This window comes from Arthrobacter sp. MPF02 (assembly GCF_046605375.1).
Classification (GTDB): Bacteria; Actinomycetota; Actinomycetes; order Actinomycetales; family Micrococcaceae; genus Arthrobacter.
Window position 1 is genome coordinate 2893697 of sequence record NZ_CP176772.1, and the last position, 16150, is coordinate 2909846.

The 16150-nt window shown below is 56.0% G+C and carries 12 protein-coding genes and 2 pseudogenes; 6 read left to right on the top strand and 8 right to left on the bottom strand.

The features are described 5' to 3' along the window. Window positions 1-188: 188 nt before the first annotated feature. From ACLH0K_RS13680 to ACLH0K_RS13700, 5 genes and pseudogenes are all read left to right on the top strand, one after another. Window positions 189-1469, top strand: a complete 1281-nt coding sequence (locus ACLH0K_RS13680) for a lipopolysaccharide biosynthesis protein (protein WP_411374104.1) — start codon at window positions 189-191, stop codon at window positions 1467-1469. A gap of 308 nt (window positions 1470-1777) precedes the next feature. Then, complete coding sequence (locus ACLH0K_RS13685) at window positions 1778-2572, top strand: glycosyltransferase (protein WP_411374105.1); 795 nt, start codon at window positions 1778-1780, stop codon at window positions 2570-2572. A gap of 869 nt (window positions 2573-3441) precedes the next feature. Then, window positions 3442-3867, top strand: coding sequence for an IS110 family transposase (locus ACLH0K_RS13690; protein WP_411374106.1), 426 nt, complete (start codon window positions 3442-3444; stop codon window positions 3865-3867). Further along, window positions 3864-4073, top strand: coding sequence for a hypothetical protein (locus ACLH0K_RS13695; protein ID WP_411374107.1), 210 nt, complete (start codon window positions 3864-3866; stop codon window positions 4071-4073). Before ACLH0K_RS13690 ends, ACLH0K_RS13695 begins: the two co-directional genes overlap by 4 nt. A gap of 90 nt (window positions 4074-4163) precedes the next feature. Further along, window positions 4164-4520 (top strand): annotated as a pseudogene (locus ACLH0K_RS13700) (transposase); the annotation flags it as partial. Between the two features lie 42 nt (window positions 4521-4562). Here the strand turns inward: ACLH0K_RS13700 and ACLH0K_RS13705 are convergent. After that, a pseudogene (locus tag ACLH0K_RS13705) lies at window positions 4563-5891 on the bottom strand (ISL3 family transposase). Between the two features lie 745 nt (window positions 5892-6636). Here ACLH0K_RS13705 and galU point away from each other — a divergent pair. Beyond that, on the top strand, window positions 6637-7533 hold the full coding sequence (gene galU, locus ACLH0K_RS13710; protein WP_411374108.1) for a UTP--glucose-1-phosphate uridylyltransferase GalU: 897 nt from the start codon (window positions 6637-6639) through the stop codon (window positions 7531-7533). A gap of 45 nt (window positions 7534-7578) precedes the next feature. Here galU and ACLH0K_RS13715 read toward each other — a convergent pair whose 3' ends face one another. From ACLH0K_RS13715 to ACLH0K_RS13745, 7 genes are all read right to left on the bottom strand, one after another. Next, window positions 7579-7995 carry a VanZ family protein gene (locus ACLH0K_RS13715; RefSeq protein WP_411374109.1) on the bottom strand — a complete coding sequence of 139 codons (417 nt, stop codon included), beginning with the start codon at window positions 7993-7995 and terminating at the stop codon, window positions 7579-7581. Between the two features lie 103 nt (window positions 7996-8098). Continuing rightward, window positions 8099-8710, bottom strand: coding sequence for an LPXTG cell wall anchor domain-containing protein (locus tag ACLH0K_RS13720; protein WP_411374110.1), 612 nt, complete (start codon window positions 8708-8710; stop codon window positions 8099-8101). A gap of 182 nt (window positions 8711-8892) precedes the next feature. Then, window positions 8893-10650: a DUF4012 domain-containing protein gene (locus tag ACLH0K_RS13725; protein WP_411374111.1), complete on the bottom strand. Its 1758-nt coding sequence runs from the start codon at window positions 10648-10650 to the stop codon at window positions 8893-8895. 103 nt (window positions 10651-10753) lie between these two features. Further along, a complete protein-coding gene (locus ACLH0K_RS13730; protein ID WP_411374112.1) occupies window positions 10754-12067 on the bottom strand; it encodes a UDP-glucose dehydrogenase family protein in 1314 nt (437 codons plus the stop codon). A gap of 55 nt (window positions 12068-12122) precedes the next feature. Continuing rightward, window positions 12123-13559: a sugar transferase gene (locus tag ACLH0K_RS13735; RefSeq protein WP_411374113.1), complete on the bottom strand. Its 1437-nt coding sequence runs from the start codon at window positions 13557-13559 to the stop codon at window positions 12123-12125. Between the two features lie 113 nt (window positions 13560-13672). Next, complete coding sequence (locus ACLH0K_RS13740) at window positions 13673-14266, bottom strand: glycosyltransferase (protein ID WP_411374114.1); 594 nt, start codon at window positions 14264-14266, stop codon at window positions 13673-13675. A 539-nt stretch (window positions 14267-14805) separates the two neighbouring features. Continuing rightward, complete coding sequence (locus ACLH0K_RS13745; protein WP_411374115.1) at window positions 14806-15993, bottom strand: glycosyltransferase; 1188 nt, start codon at window positions 15991-15993, stop codon at window positions 14806-14808. Window positions 15994-16150 lie beyond the last annotated feature (157 nt).

Genomic DNA, 16150 nt, shown 5'->3' on the forward strand with positions numbered 1-16150 from the left:
TTCCAGCTCTGGTGTTCAAGGAACATGAACATCGCTTTCCGGTTCGAACGGCCATCCCCGGTATAGTTGTTGCGTCCGCACGCATGTCTAATGCCAACCAGCAGCACCGACTACTCACGGCACCGATCTCGCGTGGATTACTTCCGGTCGATCGCTAATTTGAGTTTTGGGTAGAAAGAGTTGCCGCCATGCACAATAGTTGGCGCCGAGGCTTGAGTCTTGCGCGTGATGTGCTGTTTGTATCTTTGGGAAGATACGGCCAGTATGTGGTGACTCTAGCGACAGTTCCTCTGTGTGCCCGGATCCTTGGCGTTGAGGGAACCGGGATGTTGGCGATCGCTACGTCGGCTTACTTTTTCGGATCAATCATCGTTGACTTCGGGCTATCCCAGATTCTAGCCGGCCGTGTTTCTCGAGAAGAATCAGCAGTCAGTCTTCGCCTATCGTATGCGAAACTCCGATTGATGCTCCTCGCGCCGCTTTTACTGCTTTGCATTCTTGCCATTTCGTTGGGATGGCCTCCCGTGGCTTTCATGATAAGCATCGGCCTGCTGGCTGGTGGATTGTCTTCAGCGGGAGAAGAATGGGTACTGCTAGGTTACGGAGAATTTGGGAGAATTGCAGCATACCAAGTATTGGCCCGATGCATATATTTGGCTAGCCTGTTTGTTGCGCTACCGCTCGTCCAAGAACCTTGGACTCCTATGCTATGCCTTGCATTTTCAACGATGGTTTCTGCCGGTTTTTCCTGGTACCGAGTGGGGAGTATCCGTACGTATAACTCACCCAGGATTGGGATTACTGAACTTGTCAGGGTAGGCAGCCCCGCAGTCGGAGCCCGCATGTTGACCTCGGCATACAGCCAGGGTGCGACCGTTTACTACTCAACAGTCGTTCCCGTCGCTGCCCTTGGTGTATTCTCGGCCGGCGAAAAAATTGTCCGAGCAGCCAGCGCAGCCCTTGATGCACTTGGTTTAGCCCTCCTGCCTCGTATGGCAGGAGCCCTCAGAAAGCCGACTGAGTTCTGGAGCCGAGCGGAACGTTCCGCTTTGGGTTCATTCCTATTCGGGTGCGTGGCCGCTGCCCTAATGTGGATTGCGGCACCACTAGCCGTGCGCATCCTCTACGGGCCTGACTTCGCGGCCTCCATCCCTATACTTCGGTGGCTTGTTCTTCTTATGCCCGCTGCCGCCGTCTCGTCAATGATCATGACGTCAGTCTTGTACGTACGAGAAGACTCAAAGGGCGTACTTCTTGGCGCCTGCATAGGAGTCGTGGCGGGCGCTGCTGGCTTCACAGTTACATGGATTCAGGCTGGCTCACTTACAGTGATGGTCGCATCAATCGTAACCCTAGAATGGATAGTCGCCGGTTTTTACGTCTCCAGACTGTTTCGCCTGAAGAAGCGAGATATTTCACCCGGGGATCGAGCAAGCACGAATGGACATGAGGAGCATAAGATCACGTGAGAACGCGACTATACATTGACGCCCCAAAATGGACATATCCTACTCACAGTACCGATAGCGCCTATGTTCGTTCGATATTACCGCGCTTACAGGAACGGTACTCTTTCCTCGAAGTCACTTCTCAAGAGTCTAATGCGGCTGCGTTGCTCGATAACGCCCGATCCGCAAGTGGGGCCATTTTTCGCCGACTCCAGGGGAAAAGGCACGCTAGATCATGGACAAAGAAACTTGCACTATGGGATTCGGGATTACGCAAGAGCAACGTTGTCTATAATAATTCGCATTTTCCCGTAAATGCACCCTTGCCCGTGATCTGGCAGAACACTTTAATCGATCCTCGCATGCGTTTAGCGCGAGGTGATACGAATGAGGACATCCAAAATGAGATCAGGAGAAAACGGCCACTGTTCGAAGCCGCGAGCGCAATAGTAGTTTCGACGCGCGCTGAACGCCAGCGCTTGAACATGGAATACTCGTTCTCCAGCGGAAAAGTTTACACGATCCCTTTTTTTCTTCCTGATATTATTGCAGTACCGTCAAGTTCGCTTATCAAGCACGACCGGCCAGCTCGCGTTCAGATATTGTTTGTAGGAAATCCGGCGCGCCTGAAAAGACTCCCCCTTCTCCTTGAAGCCCTAGAATTATTGCCTACGAGCGTTCGCCAAAGGCTAGAGCTAGCTATTGTTTCGCGCTTCAGTGACGGCGCAGTCCCAATTCATGGCAGTTTTCCCATCCGAGTACTTGGCGGATTACCGCACAGCGAAGTTCAAAAAGAAATGCGGCGTGCACATATCCTCGTTAATCCCTCCTCATATGAAACCTTCGGGTTCGTTTTTCTAGAGGCTCAAGCCGCTGGCGCCGTAGCCGTTGGACCCTCATGGGAGGCACAAAACGAGATTTTCGATGGCGGCCGCTGTGGAGTGATGCTTAGGCCTGAGGTTACGCCGCAGCAACTTAGTTCTATTTTAGCCGATTTAATATGCAATGATGATGAACGAAGGGCATTAGCAAGCAATGCCCTTACCAACTATCACCGCACCTACGACTCCAAACTCGTGGGACAGCAACTGATAAGCCTGATAACGCAAGTGGCAAAGGTTTGAAAAACTAGTCTCACAACAGCGGCCTAACCCCTAGCACAAAACCTACATGGGCCACGCGCTTCCGATGGATCAGACTATCTGGGCCAGAAGCTTAATTAGGTCAGCTTCCGTAACGCTCGGCGGGTCCCACGCCTATTCCGCAACGAGTAGAGTGCTAGCAATAGAGGCGTGTTGCGTTGCCTGCTGTACATGCCTGCGTGCTCTTTTCCTGCTGAAAACATCGAGATCGGGTTCCAGGGTTGCTGGTGGGAACTGTACCCCTAGCGGCCGAGTACTCGCCTTCACGGCGCCCGGCGGTCCTTGCCGACCGATCACCTATGATCCCGAGGATCAGACGGAGTGCGAGTGACGGTTGAAGCGGGGAAAGTCAGGGTTCTAGCTGGCGCTGTTATTGATGTGTTGGCACTTACGGTTCACCATGACCAGGAGTTCCAGGATGCGCAATAGTCGCCAGGGAAGCCCTCAGAAGCAGTCGGTTCCTTTAGAAGCGGCTGGTCCGCGAACCAGGCCGCCAGCCATCGGGTGGCGTCTCTACTCCCGAATACTAGGACGAAACTCATCTCCTACGGCGCGAGAAACCGGCTCTTCACTATGGAGTCGTGGACCGGTTGGTCTGGCTCCTTGATGGACGTGGCGGCCTCGGCTTGCTGGATGCAGGATGGTCTGGTGGGGGTCTGACTTTCGGTTCTTCTGACATCACCGCCCATGGTGATTGTCTTTCCCGTGACCTGTCGGCCGACCTGGCTCATTTTCGAAGTGCAGCCCGGCAGGGCCGTCATGTCCTGATAGGAGTCTGGCGAGTGCCCGATCGTGAACTGACTGACGCCCACCGAGCTGCGCACCCGACAACGAGGAAGGGTGCAGTTTCCATGGTGAACGACAAGCAAATTAAGGTCTACGGCGGAATCGACACTCATGCCGACACGCATCACATTGCCGTTATCGACGCTGCAGGACAACGGCTGGCAGATGTGGAGGTGTTCGCCACCGCTGCTGGTTACCAAGCGGCATTACGGTTCCTGAGAAGGTGTCCGGCCTTGGTGAGCGTCGGCATTGAGTGCACTGGCTCCTACGGCGCCTCGCTCACCCGTGCCGTCCGCGAGGCAGGTATTGACGTGTTCGAAGTTAACCGGCCCAACCGGTTCGATCGCAGGCTCCGGGGCAAGACTGACGTCTTCGATGCATATTCGGCCGCCGAAGCTGTTCTTTCGGGGCGCGCAACGGCTGCTCCGAAAGGTGGTGACGGTTTCGTAGAGTCTCTGCGGGTTTACGCACGTCCAGGTCCTCAGCATTGACGGCCAGGACCGCCACGATCAACCAGATCAAGGGCATGCTGATCGCCGCACCTGAGCAGCTTCGGGCCCGATACCGAGACCTGCCAAACACCAAACTGATCGCCGCATTGGCGACATCGCGACCCACGAAGACGCCCGTCACCGCTGCCGAGGCCACCGCCTACAGCCTCCGCCTTCTCGCGCGCCGCTGGCTCGATCTGACCTAGCAAATCCAAGACCTGACCCGGCACCTGAAACGGCTGCTCGAGGACCATGCCCCTGCCCTGATGGGGGTGTTCGGCTGCGGACCAGATACCGCCGCCCAGCTGCTGATCACCGCTGGAGACAACCCCGAAAGGCTCCGTTGCGAGGCTGCATTCGCTGCGTTGACCGGCGTGAGCCCGATCCCGGCGTCATCGGGTAAAACGAACCGTCACCGACTAAGCCGAGCAGGTGATCGCCAAGCGAAGTCCGCGCTCTATCACATCGTCATCGTGCGGCTGCGCTACGACCAAACAACCCGGGATTATGCTGCTCGAAGGACCGCCGAGGGCAAAACGAAAATGGAAATCGTACGCTGCCTCAAACGCTACCTCGTCCGCCAGCTATACCCCCTCATCGTCCGAACACTGCAGGCTCCGAGCGAGACATCAGCGCTTGAAATCGATCAATAGGAGTGTCACGGTTCGTGGTGAATGTTTTGCCGTGTTGGGTGTTCATGCCGCTGTTCTGGCGGCACTGCGCAACAGGATACGCGTTTTGTAGTTCCGTGCGTTGGTGAATCCACGGCCTGTCCTTTTGATGTGCTTGATCGCGGTGTTGTTGGCTTCCACCTTCGCCGTTGTCGCGCCGGTGACAATGAGCACTTCGATCTCTTTCCACCACCGGCAGATTGTGCGCCAGAGCCGGTTCGTTTCGGGCTGCGCGGCGTTTCGAACCAGGGTCTGCAGCCGTTCTTTCGCAGCCGCGGCGTCGGCGAGGGACCCGGTGGCCAGCAGCGTCCGCAGCTGTTCTTTGATCAGCCAGGCGGCCTGCAGCTTTCCGGTGGCGTCGTCAGTGTCGAACACTGTGCTGAGCCTGTCCCGGGCCCGGTCCGAGAGCGTGTCCCCGGCGCGTAGGAGCAGCCTGCGGTTGGCTCAGACCGGGTCGATGGAGCGTCCCCGCCGGCCATGGACTTGCTGGGTGAGGCGCTGCCTGACTTCGGTGAGCATGTCGTTACCGAGCTTGACCAGGTGGAACGCGTCGACTGAGACCGCGGTGCGTGGCAGCCACATCCGCAATGCCTTCCGGAACGCCGCCGACGGGTCGATGGCAACGACCTGCACCCCCAGACGCCACTGAAGCGGACGGGCGAACAGCCAGTCCCCGACACCCTCACTGTCCCGGCCGTCAACGATCCCCAGGACCTGTCCGGTGTCCAGATCGACGATGGTGGTCATCCAGGGTTCGTAGCGTTTCCAGGCCTTGGTGGCAGGGTCGCGGAAGAACCGCACGGAGCGGTAGCGGTGTTCATCGATGCCGAGCATCCGCGGTGCCAGAGCGTCGACATCGGGCAGCGTCAGTGCCGCGGAATTCAGAGCCTGCTGGACCAGCCACCACGAGACACCGAATGAAGAGGCAGCCTCAGCGGCGGCCCTGCCGGATCCGATGACGGCGGACACGAGGGCGTCCCGGAGCCGGCGGGTGGACCGGGCCCGACGCGGGACCTGGGCTGTTTCCTCGGTGAATGTCTGACGCGGGCACAGGTACTCGTCGCAGAAGAACCTCCGCTTGGCCCAGACCACTTCGACCGGCTCGGCGACGGAAATGTCACGCAGCCGTTGTGGCCGACGGGAATGCACTCGGGTGCTGATCACGCCGCAGGTCGGACAGCCGGCCTCGGCGGTGGCTTCTACATGAACCTGTCGCTGCCCGAAGGCAAGGACATCAGTACCGGCGACGCGGTAGTCGGGCAGGTTGAAAATGACGGTGGCAGCATCGGGGCGCGGGGAAGTAGGCTCGATCAAGGCTCGTAGCTCCTGACTTGATGAATGCGTAGAGAACATCCATCACAGCAGGGCTACGAGCCCTTCAGCTTTCAAGACACGGAACCTGTTTCACCACCAAGCACGAAGAGCCATTTTGACTGGCCGTGTTGTATCGACGTCCACTTCCGCTTTCCCGGCATGGAGTCTCCGGCGGACAAGTGCTTCGACGTGATGTGGGGTCTTACAGAGGAGTTTGAGCTCGCGGGACAGGCCATCCGCGTGCCGTCCAAGCCACTCGGCATCCTGGTCTTGGCTTTGCATGCCCTCCGTTCGCCTCACCTGCCTGCCTGCCTGCCGACAAGAGCTTGAGTTCCTTACCGGACTGTCAGAGAAGGACGCGCTCGGGCCCGCGATCCTCCAAGCCGCCTCCGCCACGAGCTCCCTGGCGGCCGTTGGCCCTTTTCGAACGACCTCCTCCCGGAGACCGATGCCCCTGAATGGCCGCAGCCGTCCAAGGAATGGCGCAACCGCACCCTTGCAAAGGAACCAGGAAGTGCCCGGCTCCTAGCCATCTCCCAAGCTCGCTGGCAAGACAAGCCGCGGATGCTGTGGCGAGCGTTGTTTCCACGCCCCGAGACCTTCTTGAGTGGGAACATCTACGCAGATGTCTCGCTGCAGGGACGTTACCAGCTGCACAAAGCCAGATGGGTCAGGTTTTTACGTGCCATCCCACAGATTGCACAGGACCTCGGAACCGGTGGTTGAGGTGGTTGAAATCGCTTCTTAATTGCCTTTCCGTCCGCGAAATTTATAAGGTTCACCTATGACTATGGGGAAAGCTATCACCAAAGCCGTCATTCCTGCTGCCGGACTGGGAACTCGCTTCCTGCCCGCCACCAAGGCAATGCCGAAGGAAATGTTGCCCGTCGTGGACCGTCCCGCCATCCAGTACGTGGTTGAGGAAGCGGTCAAGTCCGGCCTCGATGATGTCTTGATGATAACGGGACGCAGCAAGCGTGCCTTAGAAGACCATTTCGACCGCGCTCCCGGCTTGGAACGGGTGCTGGAGGAGAAGGGCGACAAGGACCGGTTGGAGGCCATTCATTACGCCTCCGAGCTGGGTCCCATCCACTATGTCCGCCAGGGTGAGGCCAAGGGCCTGGGCCATGCGGTCCTTTGCGCTAAGCAGCACGTGGGCAACGAGCCCTTTGCCGTCCTGCTGGGCGATGACTTGATTGATGAGGCAGAATCACTCCTGACCGTCATGATGGAGGTGCAGCAAAAGACAGGCGGTTCAGTGATCGCCCTGATTGAAGTGGACCCTTCCCAAATTAGTGCTTACGGCTGCGCAGACATCGCCGCCGTAGAGGGCGAGGATTACGTCCGCGTCAATAGCCTTGTGGAAAAGCCTGCTGTTGGAGACGCACCCTCCAACCTAGCCGTTATTGGCCGGTACGTGCTGCACCCGTCGGTGTTCGGTGTCTTGGAAAACACTGCGCCTGGTCGCGGCAACGAGATTCAGCTGACCGACGCGCTGCAGACTCTTGCTGCGGGCGAGGGTGAAGGCTCCGGCGTGTACGGCGTCGTCTTTAAGGGCCGCCGTTTCGATACCGGCGACAAACTGAGCTACCTCAAGGCCGTCATCACGCTGGCCTCCGAGCGCGTGGAGTTCGGCGAGGACCTGAAGACCTGGCTGAAGGGCTTCGTCAACGAGTCCTAAATGACGTAAAGACCTTAGAGGTCCGCTGCCGATAGGCGGCGGGCCTCATTTTTTCTTGAAGACCAAGAAGGCCACTAGTGCTCCTAGTACAGCCCCGGATGTGTTTGTCATGATGTCAACTAAACTTGCAAACCGATTGTTTAGAAACAGGAGCTGACCCAGCTCCATGCAGCTTGAGATAAGCAGACCTGATGCAGCTATCTGCATCCAGCATTTTTCCGGGAAAGCAAGGGCGCTTACTACTCCTATCGGGATGAAAAGAGCGACGTTTGCAGATGCCTCCACAAAGTTATAGTCAAACCAATGCGGAATACCGTGCCGGTGCACGACATTCAACATGGCTGCAAGCTGTCCCTGTACAGGTTGATCTATGGGATTCGGCCAAAAGGCTACAAAAGCAACCGCGACCAGCATCACGAATAGCATCACCTGCCAGAAGTCACGATTTTGGAGGAGCTTCAAAGTTGGAACCTGCCGAAAGAGAGTTTGCCCGATAACACAAAGAAAGTGGGCTGCCTCCCTCGGGGAGACGGCCCACCTTCTCTGGTCTAGCTAGAAACTGTTGTTATGCAGCAGCCTCAGCCTTGACGCGGCGACGAACAACTACGACTGAAGTTGCGCCAGCAGCCAGAGCGCCAGCGCCCACCAGAGTCCAGAGGACGAGTCCGGAGTCCGCACCAGTGCTAGCCAGGCCGGGGCCGGTGTTGGCGAGCGGAGCACCACCTCCGTTGCCGCCGGTGTTTGCCAGGGAGGCAGCCACGGTCACCGTGACGGGACCAACGGTGATACCGGACTCGACGCCGGTAGCTGTAATTGAGTAAGTTCCGGCCTCGCTGATCGAGATCGGGAGCGAAACAGCGCCCTGCGCGTCAGCGGTTGCAGCAAGTTCCTGAGGTGCCAGGAAAACCGGAATCGCTGCGGCAACGGCCGTTCCGCCAGTGAAGGTTGCGCCGTTGGATGCGGGAGCCTGGCCCGGCGTGACGACAACCCTGATCGCTTCGAACGGCCGGAAACCTTGGCCGCGGAAGGTAAATGTCTCGCCCGGACCGACGGTGCCGTCGGACACGGCGGCCTGCGGCGGAAGAGCAGGGTAAGTGATATTCGTTGCCATCGAAGGAGCTGCCCCAACAAGGGCGATCGAGCCGGCAAGCGCGAGTGCTGCGAGTGTTTTCTTCATGTGTCCCCCCGGAGACGTCTAAGTTTTGGTGTACCCGATGTTTGGGGAGTATTCCCCTCCACACGAGACCATGTGCAGAGCCACGGATAAATATCCCAAAAAAGACCGTATCACTCGCTGTTCCTTGTGAGCAATCTCAATCTAGTCGGTTTACATACTGTTAACCCCCCGTCCAGCGGACTCTAGGTACATGTCGCGTTTTTTGTGGGCAAAGTTACATCATCTACCGCTTGCACGGTCGGTGTGACAACCACGTTAGGTTCTGTGTCTTGAACGATCTTTCCGAACGTGAAGTCGATTGTTTTGCTTTCGCCCGGCGCCAAACGAACTGCTTGTATTCCTACTGGGCGGTTGCTGTGGAAGTAGGATGCGAACTCGGTCCGTTTACCGTCCAACATGGCAGTTTCTACTAAAGATTGCACTGGGCCGTAAGCGACTATGTTTGTCTGCACCGATCCTGCGGGAACGCCGTAGTTGCCATCACCGGTCACGTAAGCGGGCAAGGACGAGGCTGCATCAGCCGGAGCTGTGTTCGTGCTGGTTACGCGCACGGTCGTCTGTTCGTAGCCGTCCTTGGGGCATTCTTTGATGAGTTGTACTGTGCGCTTTACGTAGTAGTCCATCTTCGCGCCGGTGCCGTCGTTGAAATAAACACCGAATTGAGCGGCCGGAACGCTTGGCCCAGCAACGGCACCGCTCACCGCGTATTGGCTCAAGATGGACTGCTCCGCCGGGCGTCCAGACCATAACAGGACGCGACCCTCGGTCGTTCCGCGCGTAATTCCTGTGAGCAAGCCCTTTCCGTTTCCTTTGCCGTCTGATAGTGCTGAAAAAACCTCTTGTGCTACGCCAGCAAAGTACGCATCCTGGAGGGCCGGCTGTTCAATTTCCGCATATACGTCTGACAGCAATGTCTGAACAATGTTTTGACCGGTCAATTCAGTCGGCAGGCCATGGGACGCCAGAGATACGAGCTCAGAATTCGTGATCTTCACTGGCCCGGTGGTATCCAAAATATAGCCCAGGACGACTGGGTCAACGGATACCACACCGTCGACGCGCTGTCCAGTTTTTAGCTCCCACATGGCCTGAGCGGTTGATGCTGCAGTGGGAAAGTCGGGCGTCAGGTTTACGTCCTGCATATACTTGCCCACACGCTTGGAGTAAATCTGCTGTTGTTCCGGATCAAAGGGAACTGTCGGAGACATGACGCCTATTGCAGCAGCGCTGGTTTGAGAACCGAGAGTCAGCTTGCCCTTGTCAAGACTCAGAATGGCAAGAGCGCCAGGTATTCCACCAGACGCTCGAGCTTCAGCGTTATTTTGAACCATTAGCAAGTAGTTTCGGGGGCCAGCCTCGCCCATCATTTGAGGCAAGAGGGTGGCCGCGTCGGATGCAGCATCGAGTGCCCCAGTCACTTGGCGCAATTTATCCCTTGCCCTTGTAAGTGGCTCAGCTACCTGGGGCAAGACAGCATTGGTGTTTATCGCATCCAAACGTTCTGACGAGATGCGAACCGCATAAGCCGCCGAAGCAACCGAAGGAGAAGCCTCAGTAAGAGGACGTAAATCTGCTCCTGCTTCGCTTGGCGTCAATGCGGTCCAATCAAGTGAACCAAAAACCTCAACTAATGGCGCCAGCCCCAAGCTCGCTACATCGTCAGCAGAGCGGGCCATTTCAGCAGCAACAGAAAAATTGGGTCCAACCCCTGGAATAGTCGAGGCAAGGGTCCATACTGGGTCTTCAGAAGCTTCTTTTGCCGCCGCCGTATGGACTTGAAGCTGGCTTACCGTTGCGGCGGCAGCAGGTGAATTTCGGCTTGCTACTTCGTCTTCCAGGCGAGAAACCAAAGCATCGGCAGCAACCAGCTCCTCCTTAATTACCGCCGCTCTTGACACTAACCAAGCAACAACTGACCCCAAAAGGGCCACAGCAATCACAGTGATCGTAACGGCGAGCCGCCGGCGTAGAGCTCTAGCATCCTTGCACGCAATCTGCTCGAGACTCTTCCCCTCACTCGCGCTACCTGTTGGAATCTTCAATTCACGGCCGCCCAAGACCCCGGTAAACCCAACCTGCCGCTCGCCATTTCGCAGGATCAAGCACATTGCGACCGTCGAGAACGCGGGGCGAAGCTACAATTTCAGCAATGTGATATGGATCGAGGTCTTGGTACATCTGCCACTCTGTTAGCAAGAGCAGCGCGTCGGCCGATGCCATTGCTTCAGTTGAGTCAGACACGTAGTGGAGTTCGGGAAAACGGCGGGACGCGTTTGCAAGCGCTTTCGGATCAGTCACGGTCACGTCGGCTCCCTGGAGTTGAAGCTGGGCGGCGATGCTAAGTGCGGGTGAATCACGTACGTCATCGCTTTCCGGCTTGAAATCTGCCCCCAGTACAGTAATTCTTTTGCCCAATAACGAGCCTCCGCACAACTCCCTGGCCAGTTCCACCATGCGAGTGCGTCGGCGCATATTGATAGCGTCGACCTCGCGGAGGAAGGTAAGCGCTTGATCCGCACCTAGTTCTCCTGCTCTCGCCATGAAGGCACGAATGTCCTTGGGTAGGCAGCCACCTCCAAAACCGATCCCCGCGTTGAGAAATTTCCGTCCAATGCGATCATCCATGCCGATCGCGTCCGCAAGTTGCGTCACGTCTGCTCCCGCAGCGTCACACAGTTCAGCCATAGCGTTGATAAATGAGATTTTAGTTGCCAAGAACGAGTTAGCCGCTGTTTTTACGAGCTCTGCCGTTGGGTGATCTGTCACTATGCGCGGCGTTCCTGCTGCGAGTGCGTTGGCGTAAACACTATCGAGAACTGCTACGGCGTCATGATCCTCCGCCCCATTGAGCACCCCGTAAACGATTCGGTCTGGAAGCAAGGTATCAGCCACAGCGTGTCCCTCACGCAAGAATTCTGGGTTCCACAAAAGGTGTGCATCCGCTTCTGCGGATTTTATGATTTCCGCCAATCGTGCTGCCGTCCCAACGGGAACAGTTGATTTGCCGACAATAATGTCCCCCGAGGAAAGATAGGGGAGCAGTCCAGATATAGCAGCATCGACATATGTAAGATCTGCTCCGTTTTCGCCCTTCTTTTGAGGTGTACCTACACAGATGAAGTGGACCACACTACCTCGTGCAGCTGCCACGTCGGTGGTGAAGGACAACCTTCCTGTGACTTGAACTTCGCGTAAAAGATCGTCCAAGCCCGGTTCGTAAAAGGGAGCGTTGGCCGCTGCCAGAGCTGCGATTTTTTGCTCGTCAACATCAATAGCAACCACATCGTGCCCGAGTTTTGCCATGCACGCCGCATGAACGGCGCCAAGGTAGCCGCAGCCGACGACTGAGATTCGCATTAGATATTTCCCCTTCTATACGTTTGACTAAAGCGTTTACTGCTTAGCAGACAGGCTAATAGGCACCCGTGCTACGGAAGACGGCGCTAAAGGTGCGCAGAAGAATGATCACGTCACTAGCTAGGGACCAGTTTTCGACGTAGTAAAGGTCTAAACGCACAGAGTCTTGCCATGAAAGGTTGGATCGTCCACTCACTTGCCAAAGTCCTGTCAACCCTGGCTTCACTAGAAGGCGTCGACGGACATCGTGTTCGTAGGCTTCCACCTCGCTAGGGAGCGGGGGACGGGGACCGACAAGACTCATTGACCCTGCAATCACGTTGAATAGCTGAGGTAGTTCATCCAAACTATATTTTCGGAGTTTTTTGCCCACTCTAGTGACTCTGGGGTCATCCTTCATCTTGAAAAGAACGCCCTGTCCTTCATTTTTCACCGCGAGTTTAGACAGTTGCTGCTCGGCGTTCACGACCATTGATCGAAACTTGTACATGCGGAAAAGTGTTCCTTCAATCCCGACACGTTCTTGTTTGAAAAGGACCGGGCCGCGGCTGTCGAGCTTGACCAATACAGCCAGGACGATCATCACAGGGAAAAGGGTGATGAGTATAACACCGGCAATACATATGTCGAAAAGCCGCTTTGCTACACGTTGTCCGCCCTCCAAGCTGGGTGTGGTTACGTGAATAAGAGGAAGCCCCGCCACTTGCTGAGTATGAATACGGGGCCCGGCGATATCTGTCAGTGCAGGAGCCATTATTAGACCGATATTACGAGCTGCCAATGCCCATCCCAAGTGTCGGAGACTTTGCGGATGTAGTTGCACCCCAGCCGAAACTGCCACCGCGTCCGCCTTGCACTCATCGATGGCACTCAAGATGGAGGAAACCTGCGGGTCATGACCAAGTATGGGGAGTCCGGACTCTGGTTCTTGAGAAGATGGTGTGGGCGTTCCAGGAGTGTAAGCGGCTATGGGAAGGTAGCCAGAATGCTTTGCTCTTTCCAAGGACCTTGCAAGGTGTGCAACAGCGCTTACTCCACCGATCAACAGTAGGCGAGACGTACTACCGCCTCTCAATCTTGCGATGCTCAGGTGTTGCCGCAACAGCCAACGTGCTAGCAGAAGCCCAACCAATCCTGCGGGCAAAGCAACCCCGACGTAACCCCGTGCCGTGTCGATCCTAAAAATGTAAGAAAAGATCGCCACGACCCCAAAAAGCCATAGTGAAGCGGCGGCGACTCGCTTGTACTCATCGTGTCCCGACCCAAGGATGTGGCTTTGTCGGCTATTCCAAGCACCGAGCATCAGCCACCAGGCAACGACGAGTGCAAGAGACAACCATAGGTAACTAACTTCGAATACGTCCCCGAGGGTCTCAGCTTCAATCCCAAACCTCACGACGTAAGCACCGGATACAGCCCACAAAATCACCAATGCATCGACCACCCGGAGCTGACGTGATGTGCGCACTCTCCAATCCGGCACTGTATCCAATGAAAATCCTAAAAGTCGTGAAGGTTAGAAGTGAATTCGGAGCGAATAGGTACATCCGTAGTCGGCGTTCCAGCGGTGGCGCACTTGAAGAGTAGGAATAGCGCTACAACTTGCTACGGCAGCAAGACTTTTCGCACCTGCTCAGTAACCAAAGCTACTGCATACCTCTTTGCCTTTTCCTTTGCAGCACGGCCCAGAGTTTCACGTCGATCAGAATCTAGAACCAGTTCGTGCAGGGCTGCAGCGAATGCAGAGGTATTTGCGGGATCTACAAGTACTCCGTCCTGATTCGGCGTTATGATATCGAGGGGGCCTCCAGAATTGGCCGCAATAACGGCTCGTCCGGCCGCCATTCCCTGAGCAATGACCTGCCCAAAAGGCTCGGGAAGTATACTAGAATGAACAACTATGTTGGAAGCCGCAAGGTAGGGAGTGACGTCCTTAACATGTCCATGCATTGATACCTTGCGCTCCAAGCTGTGGACCTTCAGAAAATCGCGGATCTGTTTTTCGTACTCGCTCTCCCCGAAAAGAGAGCCTCCGACGATGTCCGCATGCCAATTGGTATTTCCTAGCTGATTTTGTAGTAGGACCAAGGCCTCTAAAAACTTAAGTTGGCCTTTCCAGGGGCTAATTCTGCCCATCATAAGCAGTTTCACCGGTGACGTCGCCTCGGGTGGCGGAAGTTCAAAGAATTCTTTCCTCACAGCGGAAGGTATCACCGTAACTCGGCTTCTAGGGAGCGGGGAAGTTTTGGCAGTACTTTCAGAGTTCGCGATACTGCTTGTCACTCGCAGGCGTATTAGCAATAGCACGGCCAGCCATGCGGTGGTTCCCAAGTAGCTCTTCGTTAGTTGATCACGTTGGTGATAAACCAGTCTGCGCTTCCTTAGGTCAAGAGTGCAAAGTACCAGGGTGCTTCGAAGAGTATTCGCATAGATTGTCGCGCTTGGTAGGGCTGCAAGCACGGATTTGTAATTTCGCCGCATGTCAAAAAGTGTTCGAATCCGAAGGGCAATGCCTCGAAGACCTTGGACTTCTCCTAATGAGTCAGTCTGGTCTGGTTCCGGTAGCTTCTCGAACGAAGACCACGTCACTCCTTGCAATCCGGCCAGCGCATCTGTTAGTGGCCCTGGCCTGTGGACATGAACATGGACTCGCCGCGCGAGTCCTGCTTTCAGGAGATCCACAAGGGCGATTTCTCCGCCTGACATAACAACAGTGTGATTGAAGATCAGCAGGTCGGTCATCCGCCGGACTTTCGGTATTGAGGAGATTGAAGCTGAGTTCCGGTGGGTGACAGTACTTCAGCAGGTAACCAATTGAGTATTTTTTTGTGGAAAGTAGCCTTGTCGAAATCTAGGGCGCGGGCAATGCAGGCTCCCTGTTCAACGCCAGACACGATGTCGATAGCGGCCAAGATCTCCTCGCGAGAGTCGAAATTAGCTAGAGCGCCGGTCGCCCTGTCGACTACGCTCTCAGCTGCACCGCCGATAGTTGTTGCAATGACTGGCGTCCCTGCGGCCATTGCCTCGACGGGCATAATGCCGAAGTCTTCGATTGCAGGGAAAACGAAAGCCAACGCCCTCTGGTATAGGGCGAAAAGGAAAGCGTCTGAAACCCGACCCATGAAATGGACCGGGGTAGAAGACTTAGCCGCTAGCGCCTCTAGGCGGGGAAGATCCGGCCCGCTTCCCGCAATAACCACTGGTAGGCCCGACACTTCACCTGTCTTTATAACTGAATCGAGGCGTTTGTAAGGCACGAGTCTAGACGCACCTAGTAGGAAGGAGTCCGGAAGTGATTCGATAACATCACTCTCACGGCCGATTAGCTCTGAGGACCAATCGGCGGTCGATAGGATACGCATCACATCAACAGGAGGCTGGATAACGCGAGCATCGCGTTCCCAGGTTTCTGAAATCCGCCGTCGTACAAACTCGCTGTTCGCCGCAATCGCCGTGACTCTTTTGGCCCGACGCTTGTCAATGCTTCTGAACAGGGGCGCCACCGCCCGTACCGCGAGGTTCGATCCACGGTTGTCTAGTTCCGGGGCCCAGATATAGCGAGCGGGAGTATGTGCATAGACAAAAGTCGGGACGTCAACAAAATTTCGGTTTGAAGCGACGTGGTGGGCGAAGAAGTGGGAACTTGCGAGAGCCCAGTCGTATCCGGTTAGGTGTGCTCGCTTCCACAAAGCTGGTAATAGCGGAGCAACCAAGGACTTCCTGCCGCGAAAAGCAGTGCCAGCCAGCCATGACTCTTTGACGCGCGATTCTGTGAAGTTTTCTTGATCGTCGTTCCATAGACAATAGACATCTGAATTGGGAAACAACTCCACTAGGGCGTCAAGTACTTTTTCAGCTCCGCCCGTTTTCTCTATCCACTCGTGGACCAGCAGGCCTTTAGTGCTACTGCAGCCGTCACTGCACATACAAGGTTCCCCCTACCTCTTTCCGATTTCATCTAGCCACCTAGTCGCTAGCGCACCTCAGATATCCGTTGTTATGTGGTCTGCGTGACCTTAACCGTGGATAGAAGCACAGCAGGACAGCCATTCGCCGGACTTGTTGTGCTTAACCCCACACTGA

Excerpts from the sequence above, each read along its gene's own strand:
- ACLH0K_RS13680 (WP_411374104.1), top strand. The coding sequence starts at position 189 with ATGCACAATAGTTGGCGCCGAGGCTTGAGTCTTGCGCGTGATGTGCTG.
- ACLH0K_RS13690 (WP_411374106.1), top strand. The coding sequence starts at position 3,442 with ATGGTGAACGACAAGCAAATTAAGGTCTACGGCGGAATCGACACTCAT.
- galU (WP_411374108.1), top strand. The coding sequence starts at position 6,637 with ATGACTATGGGGAAAGCTATCACCAAAGCCGTCATTCCTGCTGCCGGA.
- ACLH0K_RS13720 (WP_411374110.1), bottom strand. The coding sequence starts at position 8,710 with ATGAAGAAAACACTCGCAGCACTCGCGCTTGCCGGCTCGATCGCCCTT.
- ACLH0K_RS13730 (WP_411374112.1), bottom strand. The coding sequence starts at position 12,067 with ATGCGAATCTCAGTCGTCGGCTGCGGCTACCTTGGCGCCGTTCATGCG.
- ACLH0K_RS13745 (WP_411374115.1), bottom strand. The coding sequence starts at position 15,993 with ATGTGCAGTGACGGCTGCAGTAGCACTAAAGGCCTGCTGGTCCACGAG.